This window comes from Mesorhizobium kowhaii, assembly GCF_003253745.1.
In the GTDB taxonomy this organism is placed as follows: Bacteria; Pseudomonadota; Alphaproteobacteria; order Rhizobiales; family Rhizobiaceae; genus Mesorhizobium; species Mesorhizobium kowhaii.
On the sequence record NZ_MZXV01000057.1, the window covers coordinates 1 to 19,925 of the forward strand.

General features: G+C 64.5%; 16 protein-coding genes. 8 read left to right on the forward strand and 8 right to left on the reverse strand.

What is annotated here, in order from left to right:
* Positions 1-173 precede the first annotated feature (173 nt).
* Complete coding sequence (locus B5V02_RS27660) at positions 174-971, forward strand: ATP-binding cassette domain-containing protein (protein ID WP_111547240.1); 798 nt, start codon at positions 174-176, stop codon at positions 969-971.
* The gene (locus B5V02_RS27665) at positions 968-2,011 is read left to right on the forward strand and encodes an ABC transporter permease (protein WP_111547241.1); all 1,044 of its coding nucleotides are present in this window, start codon (positions 968-970) and stop codon (positions 2,009-2,011) included. Before B5V02_RS27660 ends, B5V02_RS27665 begins: the two co-directional genes overlap by 4 nt.
* Before the next feature lie 56 nt (positions 2,012-2,067).
* Here B5V02_RS27665 and B5V02_RS27670 read toward each other — a convergent pair whose 3' ends face one another.
* Together B5V02_RS27670 and B5V02_RS27675 are read right to left on the reverse strand one after the other, a co-directional pair.
* A complete protein-coding gene (locus tag B5V02_RS27670; RefSeq protein ID WP_111547242.1) occupies positions 2,068-4,830 on the reverse strand; it encodes an ATP-dependent helicase in 2,763 nt (920 codons plus the stop codon).
* An 80-nt stretch (positions 4,831-4,910) separates the two neighbouring features.
* A complete protein-coding gene (locus tag B5V02_RS27675; protein WP_245446231.1) occupies positions 4,911-5,807 on the reverse strand; it encodes a DUF2059 domain-containing protein in 897 nt (298 codons plus the stop codon).
* Positions 5,808-5,927: 120 nt separating this feature from the next.
* Between B5V02_RS27675 and B5V02_RS27680 the strand changes: the two genes are divergently transcribed.
* On the forward strand, positions 5,928-8,246 hold the full coding sequence (locus tag B5V02_RS27680) for a glucose/quinate/shikimate family membrane-bound PQQ-dependent dehydrogenase (protein WP_111547244.1): 2,319 nt from the start codon (positions 5,928-5,930) through the stop codon (positions 8,244-8,246).
* Between the two features lie 39 nt (positions 8,247-8,285).
* On the opposite strand, the gene B5V02_RS27685 is transcribed toward B5V02_RS27680, so the two are convergent.
* Positions 8,286-8,720 carry a hypothetical protein gene (locus tag B5V02_RS27685; protein ID WP_111547245.1) on the reverse strand — a complete coding sequence of 145 codons (435 nt, stop codon included), beginning with the start codon at positions 8,718-8,720 and terminating at the stop codon, positions 8,286-8,288.
* Between the two features lie 9 nt (positions 8,721-8,729).
* Complete coding sequence (locus B5V02_RS40855) at positions 8,730-8,885, reverse strand: hypothetical protein (RefSeq protein ID WP_167458702.1); 156 nt, start codon at positions 8,883-8,885, stop codon at positions 8,730-8,732.
* A gap of 271 nt (positions 8,886-9,156) precedes the next feature.
* Between B5V02_RS40855 and B5V02_RS27690 the strand changes: the two genes are divergently transcribed.
* Positions 9,157-10,032 (forward strand): dienelactone hydrolase family protein, encoded by an 876-nt coding sequence (locus B5V02_RS27690; RefSeq protein WP_111547246.1) that lies wholly within the window; start codon positions 9,157-9,159, stop codon positions 10,030-10,032.
* Between the two features lie 112 nt (positions 10,033-10,144).
* Here B5V02_RS27690 and B5V02_RS27695 read toward each other — a convergent pair whose 3' ends face one another.
* Positions 10,145-11,050, reverse strand: coding sequence for an EamA family transporter (locus B5V02_RS27695; RefSeq protein ID WP_111547247.1), 906 nt, complete (start codon positions 11,048-11,050; stop codon positions 10,145-10,147).
* A gap of 89 nt (positions 11,051-11,139) precedes the next feature.
* Here B5V02_RS27695 and B5V02_RS27700 point away from each other — a divergent pair, with 89 nt between their 5' ends.
* Positions 11,140-11,619: an Lrp/AsnC family transcriptional regulator gene (locus tag B5V02_RS27700; RefSeq protein ID WP_111547266.1), complete on the forward strand. Its 480-nt coding sequence runs from the start codon at positions 11,140-11,142 to the stop codon at positions 11,617-11,619.
* 25 nt (positions 11,620-11,644) lie between these two features.
* On the opposite strand, the gene B5V02_RS27705 is transcribed toward B5V02_RS27700, so the two are convergent.
* Together B5V02_RS27705 and B5V02_RS27710 are read right to left on the reverse strand one after the other, a co-directional pair.
* The gene (locus tag B5V02_RS27705) at positions 11,645-11,842 is read right to left on the reverse strand and encodes a hypothetical protein (protein WP_111547248.1); all 198 of its coding nucleotides are present in this window, start codon (positions 11,840-11,842) and stop codon (positions 11,645-11,647) included.
* Positions 11,843-11,987: 145 nt separating this feature from the next.
* Positions 11,988-12,473 carry a thioesterase family protein gene (locus B5V02_RS27710; protein ID WP_095087065.1) on the reverse strand — a complete coding sequence of 162 codons (486 nt, stop codon included), beginning with the start codon at positions 12,471-12,473 and terminating at the stop codon, positions 11,988-11,990.
* 220 nt (positions 12,474-12,693) lie between these two features.
* Here B5V02_RS27710 and B5V02_RS27715 point away from each other — a divergent pair, with 220 nt between their 5' ends.
* Together B5V02_RS27715 and B5V02_RS27720 are read left to right on the forward strand one after the other, a co-directional pair.
* Positions 12,694-14,106 (forward strand): FAD-binding oxidoreductase, encoded by a 1,413-nt coding sequence (locus tag B5V02_RS27715; RefSeq protein WP_111547267.1) that lies wholly within the window; start codon positions 12,694-12,696, stop codon positions 14,104-14,106.
* A gap of 117 nt (positions 14,107-14,223) precedes the next feature.
* Positions 14,224-14,745, forward strand: a complete 522-nt coding sequence (locus tag B5V02_RS27720) for a hypothetical protein (protein WP_111547249.1) — start codon at positions 14,224-14,226, stop codon at positions 14,743-14,745.
* A gap of 42 nt (positions 14,746-14,787) precedes the next feature.
* On the opposite strand, the gene B5V02_RS27725 is transcribed toward B5V02_RS27720, so the two are convergent.
* Positions 14,788-15,774 carry a Dyp-type peroxidase gene (locus tag B5V02_RS27725; protein WP_111547250.1) on the reverse strand — a complete coding sequence of 329 codons (987 nt, stop codon included), beginning with the start codon at positions 15,772-15,774 and terminating at the stop codon, positions 14,788-14,790.
* A gap of 132 nt (positions 15,775-15,906) precedes the next feature.
* Between B5V02_RS27725 and B5V02_RS27730 the strand changes: the two genes are divergently transcribed.
* Positions 15,907-19,830: an AsmA family protein gene (locus B5V02_RS27730; protein ID WP_111547251.1), complete on the forward strand. Its 3,924-nt coding sequence runs from the start codon at positions 15,907-15,909 to the stop codon at positions 19,828-19,830.
* Positions 19,831-19,925: the final 95 nt, after the last annotated feature.

A 19,925-nucleotide genomic window follows, 5' to 3' on the forward strand; every position in this document is an offset into this window, starting at 1 on the left:
GCTGGGTCTCGCGCCGATGAATGTCGACACCGGCGCCGGCTTCGTCACGCCTGAGAACTATGAGATTGTTGCCGAACTCGCCAAGCAGGCGCTGCGCTGATCTGTAATCTCGGCATGCCGGTCGGGCTCGATCCCGACCGGCAACATCATCGGCAAACCAAGCGAGGATCGCCATGGCCGAACGCCTCATCGAACTGCGCGATATCAGCAAGTCCTATGGTCAGGTCTATGCGCTGGGGGGAGTCAATCTCAGCGTCGACCGCGGCGAGGTGGTCGGCCTGATCGGCGACAACGGCGCGGGCAAGTCGACGCTGATCAAGATCCTCTCCGGCGTGGTCAAGCCGACCAGCGGCGAGATCCTCGTGCGCGGCAAGCCGGTGACCGGATGGAGTGCCGCACGTTCGCGCGACGCCGGCATCGAGACGGTGTTCCAGGACCGGGCGCTGGCTGTGCAGCAGACCATCGTGCGCAACATCTTCATGGGCCGCGAACTCACCGGCTTCCTCGGCTGGCTGAAGGTGAGCAAGGAAATCGAGGAGGCGAGCCGGCTGATGCGCGAGATCGGCTTCACCTCGAAAGTGTTCACGCCGCAGTCGATCGTCGGCCAGTTGTCGGGCGGCGAGCGCCAGGGCGTGGCGATCGCACGCGCCATCTACAAGCAGGCGGAACTGATCATCCTCGACGAGCCGACGACGGCGCTGTCGCTGACCGAAACCGCCAAGGTCTTCCATTTCGTGCGCCAGGTGCGGGCGAGCGGCCGCTCGATCCTGTTCATCGGCCACAACATCCATCATGTCTTCGACATCGCCGATCGCTTCGTGGTGCTCGATCGCGGCAAGGTGGCGCTGACGGCCGACCGCAGCGAGATCAAGTCGGCGGAAGACCTCATCAACTTCATGGAGGATGTCGCGCACCCCGGCGGGTTGGCCGGGTTGCACGACACCGGCGACGCCGAGGGGGCAGTGCGATGAGCAAGACCATGGAACCCGATCTGCACGAACCGTCCGCCGCCATTCCTCGCCCGCAGAAAGAGTGGAAGCACCCATCCGATCAATGGCTGCGCGGCTTCATCCTCGACAACCGCGCGTCGCTCGGCACGCTCGGCGTGTTCATCGTCATGATGGCGGTGTTCATGGTCGCCAACCCGACCGTCTTCACCACCTGGTATCTCTACAGCTCGGTGCTGACCACGCTGCCGGTGGCGCTGTTCGTGGTGGTGCCGCTGGTCTTCGTCGTCACCTGCGGCGAGATCGACCTGTCGTTCCCGGCGACGATGGGTTTTGCTTCCTGGGTCTTCGCACTGGTCGTGCAGGCCGGCTACGATCCATTCCTCGGCATTGCCGCGGCACTAGTCACCGGCATGCTGCTCGGCTTCCTGGTCGGCTCGCTGGTTGTCTATGGCGGGCTGTCGTCGCTGATCGCCACGCTTGGCATGAACTTCCTGCTGCGCGGCCTGATCCAGATCATCAACGAGGGCAAGTCGATGTCGCTGACCGGTCTTGCCGACAGCTGGGCCTACAAAATCTTCTCCAGCCAGGTTTATGGCATCCCGGTGCAGATATTCTGGGCCATAGCCTTCGTCGTGCTGTCGGCGATGCTCTACAACCGCCACCGCTTCGGCGCGCAGGTGAGGGTGGTCGGCGACAATCCCGACAGCGCCCAGCAGATGGGCATCGACGTCAAGCGCGTGCGAGTGAAAGTGTTCGTCTTCGTCGGCATTGGGGCGGCGATCGCCGGCACCTTCTCGGTGATGATCAACTTCACCTGGTGGCCGACTGCCGGCGACGGCTATCTCTTGCCGGTGCTGGCATCGGTGTTCGTCGGCGGCACGCCGACCTGGGGCGGCATCGGCACCGTGGTCGGCGGCGCCATCGGCGCCGTCACCGTGTCGTTCATCCAGACCGGCGTCGTCGCGGCGGGCCTCAGCGGCTTCTACGTCCAGTTCTTCAACGGGCTGATCATCATCCTGTCGCTGCTCGGCCACAAATGGAACCAGGCGCGGTATCGGTGAGGGGTGGAGATTTCAGCCGGGCGAGTCGCTTGTAAGACAACCGGACAGGTGGGTCCTCACACTGCCGCGACGAACCCGTCCAGCACGCGTTTCTGGCCAGCCTTGTCGAAGTCGATGGTCAGCTTGTTGCCTTCGATGGCGGAAATGTTGCCGTTGCCGAATTTCTGGTGGAAGACGCGGTCGCCGACGCTGAAGGGTGACGGCTTGTCGGCGACGGATTTGGCGACCAGTTCGCCATCGATGGTGCGGCCTTTGACGGAGGTGCGGCCAGCGCCGTAGCCGGAGTCGGTCTCGCCATAGCCGATGCGCTCGACCTGATGGCCGGAGCGCGAGCCCCAGTTGCGGTCGGTCGCCTCGGTGCGGTTGGCTTGCGCACGCTGCCAGCCCGGTGTCGCATAGGTGTTGGAGAAGGCGCCGGATTTTTCGGTGTCGGCGCCAACATTGTCGAAGCGCGACGCGCCATAAGGGTTTTGCCGGCCGCCGCGACCGGAGGCAAAGGAACCGCCGCCATAGGAATTGCCATAGCCGCCGTAGGAGTTGCCGCTTTCGGCGACCTCGACATGGGCTTCCGGCAGTTCGTCGAGAAAGCGCGACGGGATGGTCGACTGCCACAGGCCGTGGATGCGGCGGTTGGAGACGAACCACAGATGCAGGTTCTTCTTGGCGCGGGTCAGGCCGACATAGGCAAGCCGGCGCTCTTCCTCCAGCCCGGAGCGGCCGCCTTCATCGAGCGCGCGCTGGTGCGGGAATAGGCCTTCCTCCCAGCCGGGCAGAAAGACAGTCTCGAATTCGAGGCCCTTGGCCGAATGCAGCGTCATGATGTTGACGGCGTCGAGCTCGGCATTCTGCTCGGCGTCCATGACCAGCGCGACATGCTCGAGGAAGGAGCGCAGCGACTCGTACTCCTCCATCGAGCGGATCAGCTCCTTGAGGTTCTCCAGCCGGCCGGGCGCTTCGACCGAGCGGTCGTTCTTCCACATGTCGGTGTAGCCGCTCTCTTCCAAGATGGTCTCGGCGAGTTCGGTGTGCGGCGTGGTTTCCAGCGCCTTCTGCCAGCGCTCGAAATTGGCGGCGACTTCGCGCAGTGAGGCGCGCGGCTTCGGCTTCAACTCGTCGCTCTCGGCGAGCTTGGCGGCGGCTTCCAGCATCGGCACGCGGAGCGCGCGCGCCGTGTCGTGGATCTGGCGGATGGTGGTTTCGCCCAGACCGCGCTTCGGCACGTTGACGATGCGCTCGAAGGCGAGGTCGTCGGCGCCTTGCGCGACGACGCGGAAGAAGGCCAGCGCATCGCGGATTTCCATGCGTTCGTAGAAACGCGGGCCGCCGATGACGCGGTAGTTGAGGCCGAGCGTGACGAAGCGGTCTTCGAATTCGCGCATCTGGAAGGAGGCGCGGACAAGGATGGCCATGTCGTTGAGGTTATGCTTTTGTCGCTGGTAGGCCTCGATGGTCTCGCCGACGGCGCGGGCTTCCTCCTCGGAATCCCAGGCGGCGTGGACATGCACCTTGTCGTCCTCGGGCTCGTCGCGGTCGGTGAACAGCGTCTTGCCGAAGCGGCCCTCATTGTGGGCGATGAGATGAGAGGCAGCACCCAGGATATGCGCGGTGGAGCGGTAGTTGCGTTCCAGCCGGATGATGGTGGCGCCGGGAAAGTCCTTGTCGAAGCGGAGGATGTTGTCGATCTCGGCGCCGCGCCAGCCATAGATGGATTGATCGTCGTCGCCGACGCAGCAGATGTTGACTTTGTTGTCGCTCACGGGCTGTTCCGCGCCTGCCGGCGCGGGCCCTCCGCGCGGGCCTCGCAACGGCTCGGACGGACGGTCGTCCTTGCGGCCTTCGGCCGAAGCATCCCATTCAGGACTGTGCTCTAGCGGTTCGTCTTCCGCAACTGGCGGCCTGAAGTGACCCGCTTCTGTCCTATCGGCAACCGCTGATTTGGGCGCGCTGGGAGGGCGACCGCCTGGAGAGCCGCTTCTTGGAGATTGAGGCCGCTGCGCCAAGAGGCGCAGCCACATGTATTGGGCGGTGTTGGTGTCCTGATACTCGTCGACGAGGATGTATCTGAAGCGCTTGTGGTATTCCTTCAGCACATCCGGATTGGCACGGAAGATGCGGATCGGATGGCACAAAAGGTCGCCGAAGTCGCAGGCGTTCAGCGTTTGCAGCCGCGCCTGGTAGGCCTTGTAGAGTTCGCGGCCCTTGCCGTTGGCGAAGGCGCGGGCATCGCCCTCGGCGATATCGGCCGGGCCTTGTCCCTTGTTCTTCCAGCCGTCGATCATCTGGGCGAACTGCTTGGCCGGCCAGCGCTTGTCGTCCAGCCCCTCGGCCTGGATCAACTGCTTGATCAGCCGCACGACATCGTCGGTGTCGAGGATGGTGAAGTCGGAGCGCAAACCGGCAAGTTCGGCATGGCGGCGTAAGAGCTTGACGCCGATCGAGTGGAAGGTGCCGAGCCACGGCATGCCTTCGACATTGCCTTCGCCGATCAGGATGCCGATGCGCTGCTTCATCTCGCGCGCGGCCTTGTTGGTGAAGGTGACGGCGAGGATCTGCGAGGGGAAGGCCTTGCCGGTGGCGAGGATGTGGGCGATGCGGGTGGTGAGCACACGCGTCTTGCCGGTGCCGGCGCCGGCGAGCACCAGAACCGGGCCCTCGGTGGTTTCCACCGCCAGCCGCTGCTCGGGATTCAGCCCCTTCAGATAGTCGGGCGCATTGTTGTGGCTGCGGGCAGCCATGGCGCGCGCGGCAATGCCCGACGGGGCCGCGGGCCGCGCATTGGGTTCGTCGAAAAAGGGCATGTCTTCGGAAAAGCCGGACATCTCCCCCGAATGTAGTGATTCGGCGGCGAAAGGCCAGAAGTGTCTACGTTTTGTTCCGCTAAAGTGCCCGATACGGTGGTTCAGGCCTTGCGGTAACCGAGGGCGACGAAAAATCGATGTCCGAACGAGCGCGCTTCGTCCGTCATCACGGCGCCGAGAGCGACCTGCATCTGGTCGTAATAGTGGCGGCCGGCGGGTGACACCAGGAAGGTCTCATAAAGCTTGAGATCCTCCAATGGCAAATCCCGGTAGATGTAGGCTGTTGCGTCCATGACGTCCGTTTCGATGTCACGGCGAAGGCCTTCGGATCGCTGACGCAGCAGGGCCATGATCTGGTCGTCGGGCAGGGCCTTTCCGGCCGCTCCCAGCATCTCGGAAAGCATTGCGTAGCCCATGTTCAAGGCTACGGCTTCTCCGGTGTCGATAGCGCTGAGATCATCCACGATCTTCTTGTAGAGTGCGAGCCGAGCCGGATCCCTGGACGGAAGTTCGCCCAGGATTTTGGGACCTTCGATCGCCTTGCGTTGCCTTTCTTCCGGAGTGGAGGCCTGAATCTCCAGCGCCGTAACCTGTTTGCCAAGGGGCGACGCATAGAACGAGGCCAGGTCGGCCAGGTCCTTGGCGGGCAGTTTGTCCGCCATTCGCGTTTCGATGGCTGCTTCCATCTTGTCCGCGTCAAAGGCGCCTTCCAAGGCGGCCGCCAGGGCGTCCTGAACTTTTTGCGGCGGCGTTTCCGGCGCCGATTTCACGGCTGTGATGAAACCCGGGCCGATAGCCACCAGCATCTCGTGAAAGCCGTTCGCATTGTTGATCTCATGAAGCGTCTGCGCAGGCGCGGCCACGGTGAGAGAGACAAGGCAGCAGAGCGCGAATGCCAGGCGCGTCAGCGGCGGAACGAATGGCGTCATTTGCTTGCTCCTGCGGAGAGATGATGGAGACTGCTGGAAAACCCGACTGCAGGCAAGATGGATTGCCACCTTGGCGTGTGGCCAGCTTGACAGGCAGGGCAGGCGGGAGAAAGTTGTGCTCAGGGCAGGAACGGTGCGTCGGGCTGTCCTTGGAGCGTCTCAAAGCGCAACAGTCGAAGGAGTATCATCTTGGCTGTCACCATCACCTCCCTCATCCTTTTCCTCATCGGTCTGGTGCTTGGTGGCGGCGGTATCCGCTTAGCTTCGCTGGGCGGCAGCTGGTACTATATTATCGCCGGTCTCGCCTTCCTGATCGCCGCCTGGCTGCTCTACCGGCGCAGGTCGGCTGCTTTGTGGCTCTATGCGGCGATCGTGATCGGCACGCTTGCCTGGGCGGTCTGGGAAACCGGCTTCGACTGGTGGGAACTTGGTCCGCGCGGCGGCATCATCGTGCTGGTTGCGCTGTGGCTGCTGACGCCGTGGGCGAGGCGGGGGGTTACCGGCTCTGACGCGCGCGCACCGCTGATCCTGGCCGTGCTGGCGTCGCTGGCGGTGGCTGGTTATTCAATGACGGCGGATCCCAAGGACATCGCCGGCCAACTCGATACCGACAAGGTGATCCCCAACGCCAACCTTGGCAACGATGTTCCGGCCGGCGAGTGGCACTATTACGGACGCACGCAGTTTGGCCAACGCTACTCGCCGCTCGACCAGATCACGCCGGACAATGTCGCCAAGCTGCAGCCGGCGTGGACCTATCGCACCGGCGACGTGAAGGGACCGGACGACATCGGCGAGACCACCTATCAGGTGACGCCGCTGAAGATCGGCGACACGCTCTACATCTGCACGCCGCACAATTTCGCCATCGCGGTCGATGCGGCGAGCGGCAAGGAGAAATGGCGCTACGATCCCAAGATCAAGCTCGACAAGGACCGCCAGCACCAGACCTGCCGCGGCGTGTCCTATTATGCCGATGCTGCCGGCACTGCCGGCCAGCCCTGTGCGGCACGCGTCTACCTGCCGACCTCGGATGCGCGGCTGATCGCGCTCGACGCCGCCAATGGGCAGGTGTGTCCCGCCTTCGCCGAGGGCGGCACGCTGAACCTGTTGACCAACATGCCCTATCCGAAGTCGGGCTATTACTACTCGACCTCGGCGCCGCTGATATCAGGCAGCAAGATCATCGTCGGTGGCGCGGTCAACGATAATTATTCGACGCAGGAGCCGTCCGGCGTCATCCGCGCCTATGATGTCAACACCGGCGCTCTGGTGTGGAACTGGGATTCCGGCAACCCGGACCAGACGACGCCGCTGGCGCCTGGCCAGACCTATACCGCCAACTCGCCCAACATGTGGTCGACGCCGAGCGCCGACGAGAAGCTCGGGCTGCTCTACGTGCCGCTCGGCAACCAGACGCCGGATCAGCTCGGCGCCGGGCGCAGCGACAATGTCGAGAAGTTCTCGTCGTCGATCACCGCGCTCGACCTCAACACCGGGCAGTTGCGCTGGGTGCGGCAGACCGTGCATCACGACCTTTGGGACATGGACGTGCCGGCGCAGCCGAGCCTGATCGACATCACCAAGGCCGACGGTACCGTCGTGCCGGCGCTGGTCGGGCCGACCAAGCAGGGCGACCTCTATGTGCTTGACCGGCGCACCGGCGAGCCGGTGGTTGCAGTCAAGGAAGTGCCGGCGCCCGGCGGCGCCGTCGAAGGCGATCACACGTCGCCAACGCAGCCAGCGTCGGACCTCTCCTTCAACCCGAAGCCGCTGACCGATGCCGACATGTGGGGCATCACCATGTTCGATCAGCTGGCATGCCGGATCGCGTTCCACAAATTGCGCTATGAAGGCCGTTACACGCCGCCTTCGGTGCAGGGATCGCTGATCTATCCCGGCAATTTCGGCGTCTTCAACTGGGGTGGTGTGGCGGTCGATCCGGTGCGGCAAGTGCTGTTCGGCATGCCGACCTATCTGGCGTTCACGTCGAGACTTGTCCCGCGCGCGGACGTGCCGCCGCCCGGCGACAACACCAAGGGCAGCGAGCAGGGGCTGAACCGCAATGAAGGCGCTCCCTATGCGGTGGTGTTGGGACCGTTCCTGTCGCCACTTGGCATCCCGTGCCAGGCGCCGCCCTGGGGCTATGTCGCGGGCGCGGATCTGCGGACCGGCACCATCGCCTACAAGCATCGCAACGGCACCGTCTACGACATGACGCCGCTGCCGCTGCCGCTCAAGGTTGGCGTGCCGGGCATTGGCGGGCCGATGATCACCGCCGGCGGCGTCGCCTTCCTGGGTGCCGCGGTCGACGATTACCTGCGCGCCTACGACCTGACATCGGGCAGGCAGCTCTGGCGGGCCAGGTTGCCGGCCGGCGGCCAATCGACGCCGATGACCTATACGGTCGCCGACGGACGCCAGTTCGTGGTCATCGTTGCCGGCGGCCACGGCTCGGTCGGCACCAAGCCCGGCGACTATGTGATGGCCTACGCGCTGCCGAAGTAGGGGGAGGCTACTTCGGACGGGTCTTGATGGATCGACGCCTCAACTGATCCCCAGATGGCTTTTCAGGCTGGGCACCGAACCGAGCACCTCATTGGTCAGGTCGGGGCCGGCGGCGGCTTCGGCCTGCTGGATCAGCGTCGCGCCCGCCTTCTGGATCTGCGCCATGTCGAGGCCGGATGCCTTGAGCGCCGCAACGCCGTTGACCAGCGCGCCGGCCTTTTCGCCGAGAACGCCGCCAAGCGCGCCCTGCAGCGAGGACAACAAGCCGCCACCGCCGGCCGAGGCGGCGGCCATGACGTCATATTTCTGGGCCAAGGCATCGGCGCCGGGGATCTTGGCGAAGAACGACGAGGCGCTGGTGCCTTCCGCTTCGTGCTCGAGCACCGAGAAAATGGTGCCGACGACCTTTTCCGTCGTTGCCTGGTCGAGATCGGCCTTCTGCGAAACAGTGTTCACGATGTCCTGTACGTCCATGACTTCATCTCAACCCTGGGTTTTCGTGTTTGCCGGATGGCGCTGGCGGATGCGGACCTTGACCATGGATCTCCGGCTTTCGGCAGCGATCGTCGCACGCAGCGCCAGAATGGCGGCCGCGGCAACCAGGAAGGCGGTTGCCAGGATTGGGGAGGGCATGGTCATCGGCGCTGTTCCTTTCAGATCGGGCCCTTCAGATCAGGACCGTGACCGCGCCAAAGCGCGGCCGACGTCGATCAGTTTCCCCCACTATTGTGGCAGCGCCATCAAGATTTGTGGCCGATGACCAAAATGTGATGATGTTGGAAGCCTCCAGGCCGATCGCGAGGGAGGACGAGGTGTCACTGAGCCGCGACTGGACGATGAGAGCCTCGCCCCTATCTTGCGAACGGCAACGACACCAAAGTCGAGACACCGGGATCGAAGGAGCGCGCCCATGACGAAACCTGCCATCACCCAGGCGATGATCGACGCCTATGACGAATACACCCACCTGACGCTCGACCGCCGCCGCTTCATGGAGCAACTGACCCGGCTTGCCGGATCGGGTGCTGCCGCGGCCGCGATCGCACCGCTGTTGGCGGCAAATTCGGCGCGGGCGGCAATCGTCGCCGACAACGATCCACGCGTGAAGGGCGAGGACATCACATATGCCGGCAGCAGTGGCGAGATGAAGGGCTATCTGGTCAAGCCGGCGAACCAGTCTGGCAAGCTCGGCACCGTCATCGTCATCCACGAGAACAGGGGGCTCAACCCGCATATTCGCGACGTGGCGCGTCGCGTCGCGCTGGAAGGGTTCGTGGCGCTGGCCCCCGATTTCCTGTCGCCGCTCGGCGGCACGCCTGATGACGAGGACAAGGCGCGCGACATGTTCACCAAACTGGATTCCGCGCAGACCGTCGCCAACGGCGTGGCAACAGTCGCTTTCCTCAAGGCCGAAAAGGATGGCAACGGCAAGGTCGGCGCCGTCGGCTTCTGCTGGGGCGGTGGTACGGCAAATATGTTAGCCGTCAACGCGCCCGATCTCAGCGCCTCCGTCGCCTATTACGGCATGCAGCCGAAGGCCGCCGATGTGTCGAAGATCAAGGCTGCGCTGCTGCTGCACTATGCCGGGCTGGACGAGCGCACCAATGCCGGCATCGACGCCTTCAAGAAGGAGCTCGACGCGGCGCATGTCGAATACACGGTCTATGTCTATGAAGGCGCCAACCACGCCTTCAACAACGACACCTCGGCGGCGCGCTACGACAAGAAGGCGGCCGACCTCGCCTGGGGCAGGACGATCGCTTTCCTCAAGGAGAAATTAGCGTAGGTGTGTTGGTATTCAGGTGAGGCCGGCCTGCAAACGATGGCTTCCGTGCTCACGTACTGCAAGTACGCTCCGCTCCGGTTCTCGGAAGCCAACGTTTTCGACTCAAACAGGATCAGTCCGGCGCCGGCTTGTGGAAGGCAACGCCGGCGACCACCAGCGCAATGCCGAGGCAATCGGTCAGGCTCGGAATCTGGCGCAGCACGATGACGCCGATCAGCGTCGCGGTGACCGGCAGCAGCGACAGCATCAGCGCAAAGCTCGCGCGCGGCAGCCGCGACATGGCGAGCTGGTCGCAGATGTAGGGAATGACCGACGAGCAGATACCGACGCCGATGGCGGCGAGCAGCAGCGGCGGCGAAAAAAAGGCCGGCAGCGCGTCGGTGAGGCCGACCGGAAGCACGACGATGAAGGCGATGGCCATGGCGGCACCGAGGCCGGCGATGCCGTCGCCTGCGCCTGCGCGGGCGACGCGGTGACCGAGCACGATATAGCCGACGAACAGCGCGCCGTTGAGGAAGGCCCAGAACAACCCGACGGGATCGCTCGACCACTTGACGTTGATGAGCAGCAAAGTGCCGGTGACGGCAACCGCAAGGGCGGCGAGATTGCGCGGGCTCCTGAGGCCGATCAGCGCGATGCCGATGGTGCCGACGAATTCGATTGCCGCCACCAGCGAGATCGGCAAACGGTCGAGCGCCAGGTAGAACGAACAGTTCATCACCGCCAGGCAGGCGCCGAAGGCCAGCAACAGCAGCCGCGTCGAGCGATCGGCGCGGGCGAAGGTTCGCCATGGACGGGTCAGCGGCGCGAAGATCAGCGCGGCGGTGGCGATGCGCAGCCACGCCATGCCGAGCACGCCGACATGCGGGAACAGCAGCACGGCGAAGGCCGGCCCGAGATAATGGAAGATGGCGCTGACGCCGAACCAGACATGCGGCGGCAGTCTTGTCGCCAGCCCGCCGAGGGCGGGGCCAGCAGGGGCAGGGCCTGCTGCGAGAGCTTGCGTTTGATCATCCATTGGATCAGTATCGCAGGCAGTTTCGTCGATTTATATGGGCGATGATCGGCTCCTCTGGCTATCTTTCGCCTGGAAGCAAGGAGATGTCCTTGAAACGCCTTCGAACTGAAAGCGCCGACCTCGATGCGGCGGATATGAAGATCCTGCGCCTGCTGGAAAAGGACGCGCGCATCAGCACGGCGGAGCTTGCACGCTCGGTCGGCCTGTCGGCGCCGAGTGTCGCCGAGCGCGTCAAGCGGCTGCAGGAGAGCGGCGTGATCGAGGCCTATTCGGTCAGGATGAACCCTGCCGCCCTTGGCCTGCCGCTATCGGCATGGCTGCGCATCCGGCCGGTGCCGGGGCAACTGGCAGTCGTGGCCGAGATCATCCGCGAGCTGCCGGAGATCGCGCAATGCGACCGGGTGACCGGCGAGGACTGTTTCATAGCGCTGGCGCATGTCGGCTCGATGGCCGAGCTCGAACGGGTGATCGACCGCATCATTCCCTATGCGATGACCAACACTGCGATCATCCAGTCGTCACCGGTGGTAGCGCGCTCGCCGCTGGGAGCGGTGAAGCGCCCGACTTGAGGGCGAGGATGTCGGTTCGAAGATTTTATGCGTGGCCGCGCTTCATGCGCGCCTGCTTCAGAATGGCGCGCCAGCGGATCATGTCGAACGGGATCGGCTCGTTGTTGTTGGCGATGTGGAAGATCTCGTTGTTGACGTTCTTGAGCGAACGCCAGAAATCATAGTCGGTGATGCGCAGATCGGCGGCCAGCCTGTCCACCTCGACCTTGATGTCGGTTTTCATGCACGTCCCTCGAACCGGCTTCGCCCCGCCGCCCGTATCGCAACCCATGAGGATCGTTTTCGACCGCTCCGCTGAGTCGTTCAATGGCCCAATTGGCTTGTTCCCGTTAAATCCTCAGTAAGGTTAACGCGGGCGCCGAGTCGCTTCAAGCGGTCTTGCGACGAATCCCGATCGAACGGCCGGCGCGCTCCGGCATCGGCAGTGCCGAATGGGCGGCGCGCATGGCTTCGACCTTGGCAAGCACATCGGCGGGGAAGGGCGCCACCTTCGGCCCGGACATGTCGACATGCAGCGAAAGCGATTCGGAGGTGGCGGCGAGCCAGCCATCGACGTGGCGGATTTCCTGGTAGACCCGCAGCCGCTTGTCGTCATGGTCGATCAGCTGGAAGGTGACCGTGACCTTGTGCTCGAGATGCAGCTCCTGCACGTAGCAGACATGGACTTCCGCCGTGTAGATGGTGAGGCGGCGGTCCCTGGCGTAGTTCGGCCCCATGCCCATCGCCTCGAAGGCGTCGTCCGAGCAGCGGTCGAATAGCACGTTGTAATAGGCCATGTTGAGATGGCCGTTGTAATCGATCCAGTCCTTCTCGATGTCCATGGGTTGGGAGACGAAGGGGGCGGGGATGGGCATCGAAACTTCCTTGTTCTGGTGCTGGGACACAGCGGGCTGGTCTGGACAGAGCGTGGCCGGTGAGACTAGATCGGTTCATCGTTTCTCGGAAACGCCGAACCGCTCTATCTCTTTGTTTGACGCAATTCCGGGCGGAAAATCGCTTCACACTGGAATTGCCGTGGGCATCATCCATAGATGCATAACAGGGGTGGGCGCTGGTCCATTCGCGGAGGAATTCATGGCCCTGAGCGACCTCAATCCGGTCGAACGCAACGAGGAAGGCATCGCGGCGGTGCTCGGCATCCTCAAGCAGCGGCTGGGCGAGCGCTTCCAGACCGGCCAGGCCATCCGCTCGCAGCACGCGCACACCACCACCTATATCCCGACGCAGGCGCCGGATGGCGTCGCCTTCCCGGAGACGACGGCCGAGGTGCAGGAGATCGTGCGTGCCTGCGCTGCGCACCGCGTGCCGATGATCGCCTTCGGCGTCGGCTCATCGCTGGAAGGCCACACCAATGCACCGGGCGGCGGCATCTCGGTCGACACCTCGCGGATGAACCGCATCCTGGCGGTCAATCCGCAGGATCTCGACTGCACGGTCGAACCCGGCGTCACCCGCGAGGATTTGAACCGGCATCTGCGCGACACCGGCCTGTTCTTTCCGATCGATCCGGGCGCCAATGCCTCGCTCGGCGGCATGGCGGCGACGCGGGCGTCCGGCACCAATGCGGTACGCTATGGCACGATGCGCGAGAACGTGCTGTCGCTGACCGCCGTGATGGCCGACGGCGAGACGGTGACGACCGGCAAGCGCGCGAAAAAGAGCTCGGCCGGCTACGATTTGACGCGATTGCTGATCGGCTCTGAAGGCACGCTCGGCATCATCACGTCGCTGACGTTGAAGCTGCAAGGCATTCCGCAAGCGATCTCCGGCGGCGTCTGCCCGTTTCCCAGCGTCGAGGCGGCCTGCAACGCGGTCATCGCGACGATCCAGATGGGCATTCCGGTGGCGCGCATCGAACTGGTCAACGCGCTGCAGATGCGGGCGATGAAGAACTATTCGAAACTCGATTATCCCGAGAGCCCGTGCCTGTTCGTCGAATTCCACGGCAGCGATGCCGGCGTTGCCGAGCAGGCCGAGACCTTCGGTATGATTGCCGAGGAGAATGGCGGCGGGCCGTTCCTGTGGACCAGCGTCGCCGAGGAGCGGACGAAACTGTGGAAGGCGAGGCACGACGCCTACTGGTCGTCGCTGACGCTGCGGCCGGGCGCCAAGGGGCTGTCGACCGATGTCTGCGTGCCGATCTCGCGCTTTGCCGAATGCGTCATGGAAACCGAAGCCGATATCGCCGAAATGGGGCTGATCGCGCCGATCGTCGGCCATGCCGGCGACGGCAATTTCCACGTGCTGGTGCTGATGGACGTGAACGATCCGAAGGAGATCGCGCTGTCGGAAAAATTCGTCGCGCGGCTCAACATGCGGGCGATCGCGATGGATGGCACCTGCACCGGCGAGCACGGCATCGGCCAGGGCAAGATCGGCTTCCTGCGCCACGAGCTCGGCCACGGCGTCGACATCATGCGCACCATCAAGCAGGCGCTCGATCCGCTTGATATCATGAACCCCGGCAAGATATTGCCTGGAAACTAGGCCGGTCCCCGACGTCAGTTCGCAGGCGGCTCGTCTTGACCATGCCACCATTCGGACCGAGACTCGCGCCGCGCAGCGAGGCCTGAAACAGACAGGCGCTAGCGGAGGAGAAAGTTCATGGCGATTTCACGCAAGGAAGAGGCGCGCGCGCTGAGCGCTGACGAACATGATCTGGTGGAAAAATCGCACCATCCAGAGGTGCAGGACCTTTCCGACGCCGACCTTGCCGGTCTGGTCAAGCTGTTGCGGGAGCGGCGTGACAAGGCGCAGGCCGAAGCGCATCGCCGTCGCCGTGAAATCCGCGGCAAGGGCGCGCCAAAAGGGGCTGTCGCCTCGAAAGCTGATGGCGGCTCGCAGCTGAAGCTCGCGGTGCTGGCCATGGCGATGCGGCGGCTGAATGGCGAAGCCGAGCGGCGCCGGCAGCTGACGGCGAGCGTTTCGCTGATCGAAAATGCGCGCAAGGCATTTGTCATGAAACAAGGTGCCGCGTCGGACAGCCCTGCTTTCAACTCGCGCACCGCGCGCAAGGGCATGCGGTCGGTCGCAAACCAGAGGGCGCCGGACCTGGTCCGGCCGATGGAACTCGGCCGGCAGCGCAAGGCGGCCAAAGTGGCGCAAGCAAAGCGCGACGCACGCTGAAGTTCCCGGTGATCGCGGGCTGAAACCGTCGAGGACGCCGGCCTACCGTGCGGCGGCAGGCTTCTCCTGAGCGCTTTCGACGAGTGTTTGCAGCATGGGGCGGGTTGGCGCGAAGAACGTCGTGCCGCTGTGCGGCGTGGAGAAATCGAGCAGACGGTCGTAAGCGCCCGGCGGGTCACCGATGTACATTCGCTGCAGCATCTTCTCGATCACCCAGAGATAACGGGAATAGCCGATAAAATAGGTTCCGAACTCCCGTCGCCCCGGCTGGCCGAAGGGCATGTTGTCGCGCAGGATGTCGTATTCGTTGCCATCGGCATCCTCGATGGTGGCCAGCGACTTGTGCGATTTGCGCGGCGCGTCGTCGTCGTCGATTTCGATGTTGTCGATCTTGGTGCGGCCGATGATCTCTTCCTGGAGGGGCGTTGGTGTTCGCGCCCACGCATTGAGATCGTGCAGATATTTCTGGACGACGACATAGCTGCCACCGGCGAAGTCGGCATCCTCGTCGCCAACCAGCGCCGAGGCGGGCAGATCGAGGCCGGTCGGGTTGGCCGTGCCGTCGACAAAGCCGAGCAGGTCACGCGCATCGAAATAGCGAAACCCCGAGACCTCGTCGACGACCGTCACGCCGTCACCGAGACTGTCGAGCAGAATGCGTTCGAACTCGAAGCACATGTCGGGCCGTTCGGACCGGATATAGAAGAGAAGGTCGCCCGCTGTCGACGGCGCCGAATGAACCGCGCCCTTGATCGGCGCAAACGGTTTCAGTTCCAGCGGTCGCCGGTTCGGAGAGAGACGATCCCAGAGCTCGCGGCCAATGCCGGCAATACACGACAGGCGGCCGGAAAGGTCGCGGAATCCGACAGTCTTGACGAGATCGTCGAGCCCGCCGAGCACGGCGGCGACCTTGGCGAGCGCGCTCTGCTCGCTGGCGACGGTGACAACAAGAAAGACCGCCGACAACGACAGTGGAGCGTCGACGCTCTGTGCATCGATCGGCACGCGGTCCCAGTTCTTCCCTGACATCCGAAAATCTCCGCTTTTCCAGGATTTGGTTCAGATCGTCCGACATCGCGCAACACTGGATGAATTGCCTCTTTATCGACACGCGGATGCAGGTAGAGTGCGGCAGAATTTCAATCAACCCGTTCGGAGCTGATGCTCGCACGCCTGTTCGTGATTTTTGGTGGCCTGTTTGTGCTGGTGCTGTGTGCGGCGCTGGTGGTGCCGTATTTTGTCGACTGGACCGGCTACCGCGCTGAATTCGAGCGCGAGGCCAGCGCCATTCTCGGCCGCAAGGTGACCGTGCAGGGAGATGCCACGGCGCGGCTGTTGCCGTTCCCCTCGGTGACCTTTTCCAATGTCGCCGTCGCCGGTGGCCCGAATGGCCAGCCGGCCATGACCGTCGAGACGTTCTCGATGGATGCGGAGCTGGCGCCCTTCCTGCGCGGCGAGGTGCTGATCTTCGACATGCGGCTGGTGCGGCCGAAAGCGACCATCGATATTGCCAACAACGGCACGGTCGACTGGGCGATGCGGCCGTCCTCGCCCTTCGACCTCAACCAGATCTCGATCGAAAAGCTGACGGTGACGGAAGGGCAGATCGAACTGCGCCATGCCGCCGGCGGGCGCAGCCATCTCATCTCCGAGATCAATTCGACCATCTCGGCCAAGTCGCTGGCCGGCCCGTGGCGCATGGACGGCACGCTGCGGCTCGACGGTCTTCGCACCACGGTCGATGCCTCCACCGGCAAGGCCGAAGGCAATGGGCAGATGCGGCTTCGGCTGAAGGCCGATCCCGATGCCTATCCGCTGGTCATCGAGACCGACGGCAATGCCGGCATCGTCAACGGTGCAGCCGTCTATTCCGGCCAGTTCAAGATTTCCGGTGCCGACAAGAACAGCGCCGCGCTGCGCGGCACCGATGGCGAGACGGTGAAGGTCTCGGCCGGCAAGCCCGATCCGGGCTTTCGGCTGAATGGCAAGTTTTCCCTCGACCACCAGAAGCTGGGTGTCGACGAATTCCGCTTCGAGACCGGACCGCTCGACAATCCCTACACCGCCGATGGCAAGGCCTCGGTCGATCTGGGTCTGAAGCCGAGCTTCGCCATCGAAGCCAGTGGCGCGCAGGTGCAGTTCGACGAGGCGGTGGGCGCCGAGGCCGGCGCCGGCGCGACGCTCGATCAGCGCATCGCGGCGCTCGAGCAAGCGCTGCACGAGCTGCCGAAACCGACCATACCCGGCACCGTCGAGGTCAAGCTGCCGGCGGTGGTCGCCGGCGACACCACGGTGCGCGACGTCCATCTTTCCGCCGAGCCGACCGATGGCGGCTGGTTGGTGAAATCGCTCGCCGCGACACTGCCGGGCCGCACCACGCTGGAAGCCAATGGCATGCTCAGCGTCGAGGATCATTTCGGCTTCACCGGCTCGCTGCTGCTCGCCGTTGCGCAACCGTCCGGCTTTGCCGCCTGGCTGTCGAAGGATGTCGATGAGGCGATCCGCCGTCTGCCCGCCGCCGGCTTCAAGGCCAAGGTCGATCTCTCGGAAAAGCGCCAGGCCTTCAGCGATCTCGAACTGATCCTTGGCAAGGCGAAGTTTTCCGGCCGCATCGATTCCAGCCAGCCCGACGACGCCAAACCGTCGGTGCTGATGCGGCTCGAAGGCGGCGAGCTCGATGTCGACGGGCTGGCGGCCTTCGCCTCGATCTTCGTCAGCGACAAGGGCGCCAACCGCTTTGCCGACCGCGCCCTCGATTTCCAGATCAAGGCCGGGCCGGTCAGCGCCGGCGGCCTGACCGCCGACACGGTCGACACGGCGCTCAGGCTGCGCGACGGGCTGCTCGAAATCGACCGGTTGTCGTTGGGCGGGCTGGCCGGCGCCTCGATCAGCGCCACCGGACGGATCAAGGATTTCCCAGTGAGCCCGACCGGCAAGCTCGACGCTTCGGTGGTTGCCGTCGATCTGAAGCCGCTGATCGACGTCGCCGCCCAGCACTATCCCGACAATTCCGTGCTGAAGGGACTGGCGAGCCGTGCAGCGGCCTATCCCGAGCTGTTCCAGGACGCGCGCGTCGACCTTGTGGCGAGTGCTGCCGACAATGGCGACGGCACCACGGGGCTGGCGGTGAGCGGACAAGGCAAGGCCGGCGGCTCGGCCTTTTCGGCGTCGCTGTCGGGGAAGGGGGCGGTGGACAAGCTTCTCGAAGCCCCGGTGACGCTGACCTTCAACGCCAAGAACCCTGACGCCACCGCACTGCTGGCGCTCTACGGCCTGCCGGCGCTGCCGCTCGGCATGCTGGGCGAGGCAAGCACGGACGTTCAGGCCAAGGGCACGTTTGGCGGCGGCCTGGCGACGACTTTCAGCCTTGCCGGCAACGACTTCAAGGCCGATTTCGAAGGAACCGTTGCAGACACGCCGCAAGGGGCTACCGCCAAAGGCAAGGTCAGCCTCGATGCCGCCGACATCGAGCCATGGCTGATGACGACCGGCATCGGCCTGCCGGGCATGGGCGCCGGCATGTCGGCGTCGCTCACGGCGCAGGGCGACTATGGTAACGGCCTGCTGGTGCTGGGCGACCTCAGCGGCGCCCTCAACGAGGCGGCGGTGTCCGGCGACGTCAATGTCGATGTCAAGGACGGCGTGCCGCATCTGGCCGGCGCGCTGGCGCTCGACGAACTCGATCTCGACCCGATGGCGGTGGCATTGTTCGGCGATTCCGCTTTCCTCAGCGACAAGAATGGTGGCTGGCCGGCCGCTCCGTTCAGCCAGAAATCCAGCCTGCCGTTCACCGCCGACCTCGACCTGACGACGGCGGCACTCGCCGCCGGCCCGTTCGCCACCGCCTATGACGCCGGCTTTTCGCTCAAGCTCGACCAGGAAGGCATCCGGGTTTCGGATCTCAAGGCGAAATTCCTCAATGGTGCGCTGACCGGGCTGTTCGAACTGAAGAACAATGACGGCACCGGACTTTTCACCGGCCAGATGAAACTGGCGGGCGCCGATCTGGCGACCGTGCTGCCGAATGCCGGCATCAGCGGCAAAGGCGATTTCTCGACGGCGCTGTCGACCAGCGGTAAGTCGGTCGATGCGATGGTGGCCGAGCTGTCCGGCTCCGGCACGGCGACGCTGAAAGGCTTGCAGGTCGCCGGCGTCAATCCCGATGCGTTCAACGCGTTTCTCACCAAGGCGGATGCGATCGGGCGCGACATCGATGCGGCCAAGACCGCCGGCTTCGCGCCGCAGATCGCCGCCGATGGCAGTTTTGCCGCCAAGGATACCGACATCGCCTTCACGATTGCCGGCGGTATGCTCAGGGCACCACCGATCAGCCTGGAGAATCCGGCGGCGACCTTGTCCGCCGACATCACGGCCGACCTCAACGCAGCCATGGTTTCCGCCAAGGGCGCGATCACCTATCGGCCCGGCGATGAGGCGCTGGTCGGCTCCGACCCGGTGATGAATTTCACCGCCGAGGGGCCGTTCGGCGCCGTGAAACGGCAGTTCGACAGCGAGCCGCTGGCGCAGTTCCTGACCCAGCGCGCGCTGGAACGGGAACAGCAGCGCGTCGAGGCGATGCAGGCGGCGCTGCTCGAAAAGCAGCGGCTGCGGCGCGAGGTGCGCTACTACGCGGCGCTGCAGGACGAACGCGACAAGGCGGCCGAGGAATTGCGCAAGCAGGAGGAAGCAGCGCGCCTGAAAGCCGAGGCCGATGCCAGGGCAAAGGCCGAAGCGGACGCGCAGGCCCAGGCTGAAGCGGACGCAAAGGCGAAAGCCGATGCCGAAGCGCAAGCCAAGGCGGACGCGGATGCCAAGGCCGATGCCGATGCCAAGGCTGCGGCCGAGCAGCAGGCTGCCGACGAGGCGGCCAAGGCGCAAGCCGACGAGCAGGAGCGGCGGAAGGCGGAAGAAGCGATGCGTATCGCTTCGCAGGAAAAGGCAAGGCTCGAGGCCGAACGCAAGGCCGCGCAGCAGGCTCCGAATGTGGAGCGTGCGCCGCTGCCGGAGGCCAACGACAATCCGCCGCCGGCCAAGCCGAAGTCCAATCCGTTCACCATCGACAATCTGCTGAGGTCGTTGCAGTAGGGCAGTAGGGCAGTAGGGCAGTAGGGCAGTAGGGCAGTAGGGCAGTAGGGCAGTAGGGCAGTAGGGGACACCTTCCTGTCGCTCAATCCGAAGGG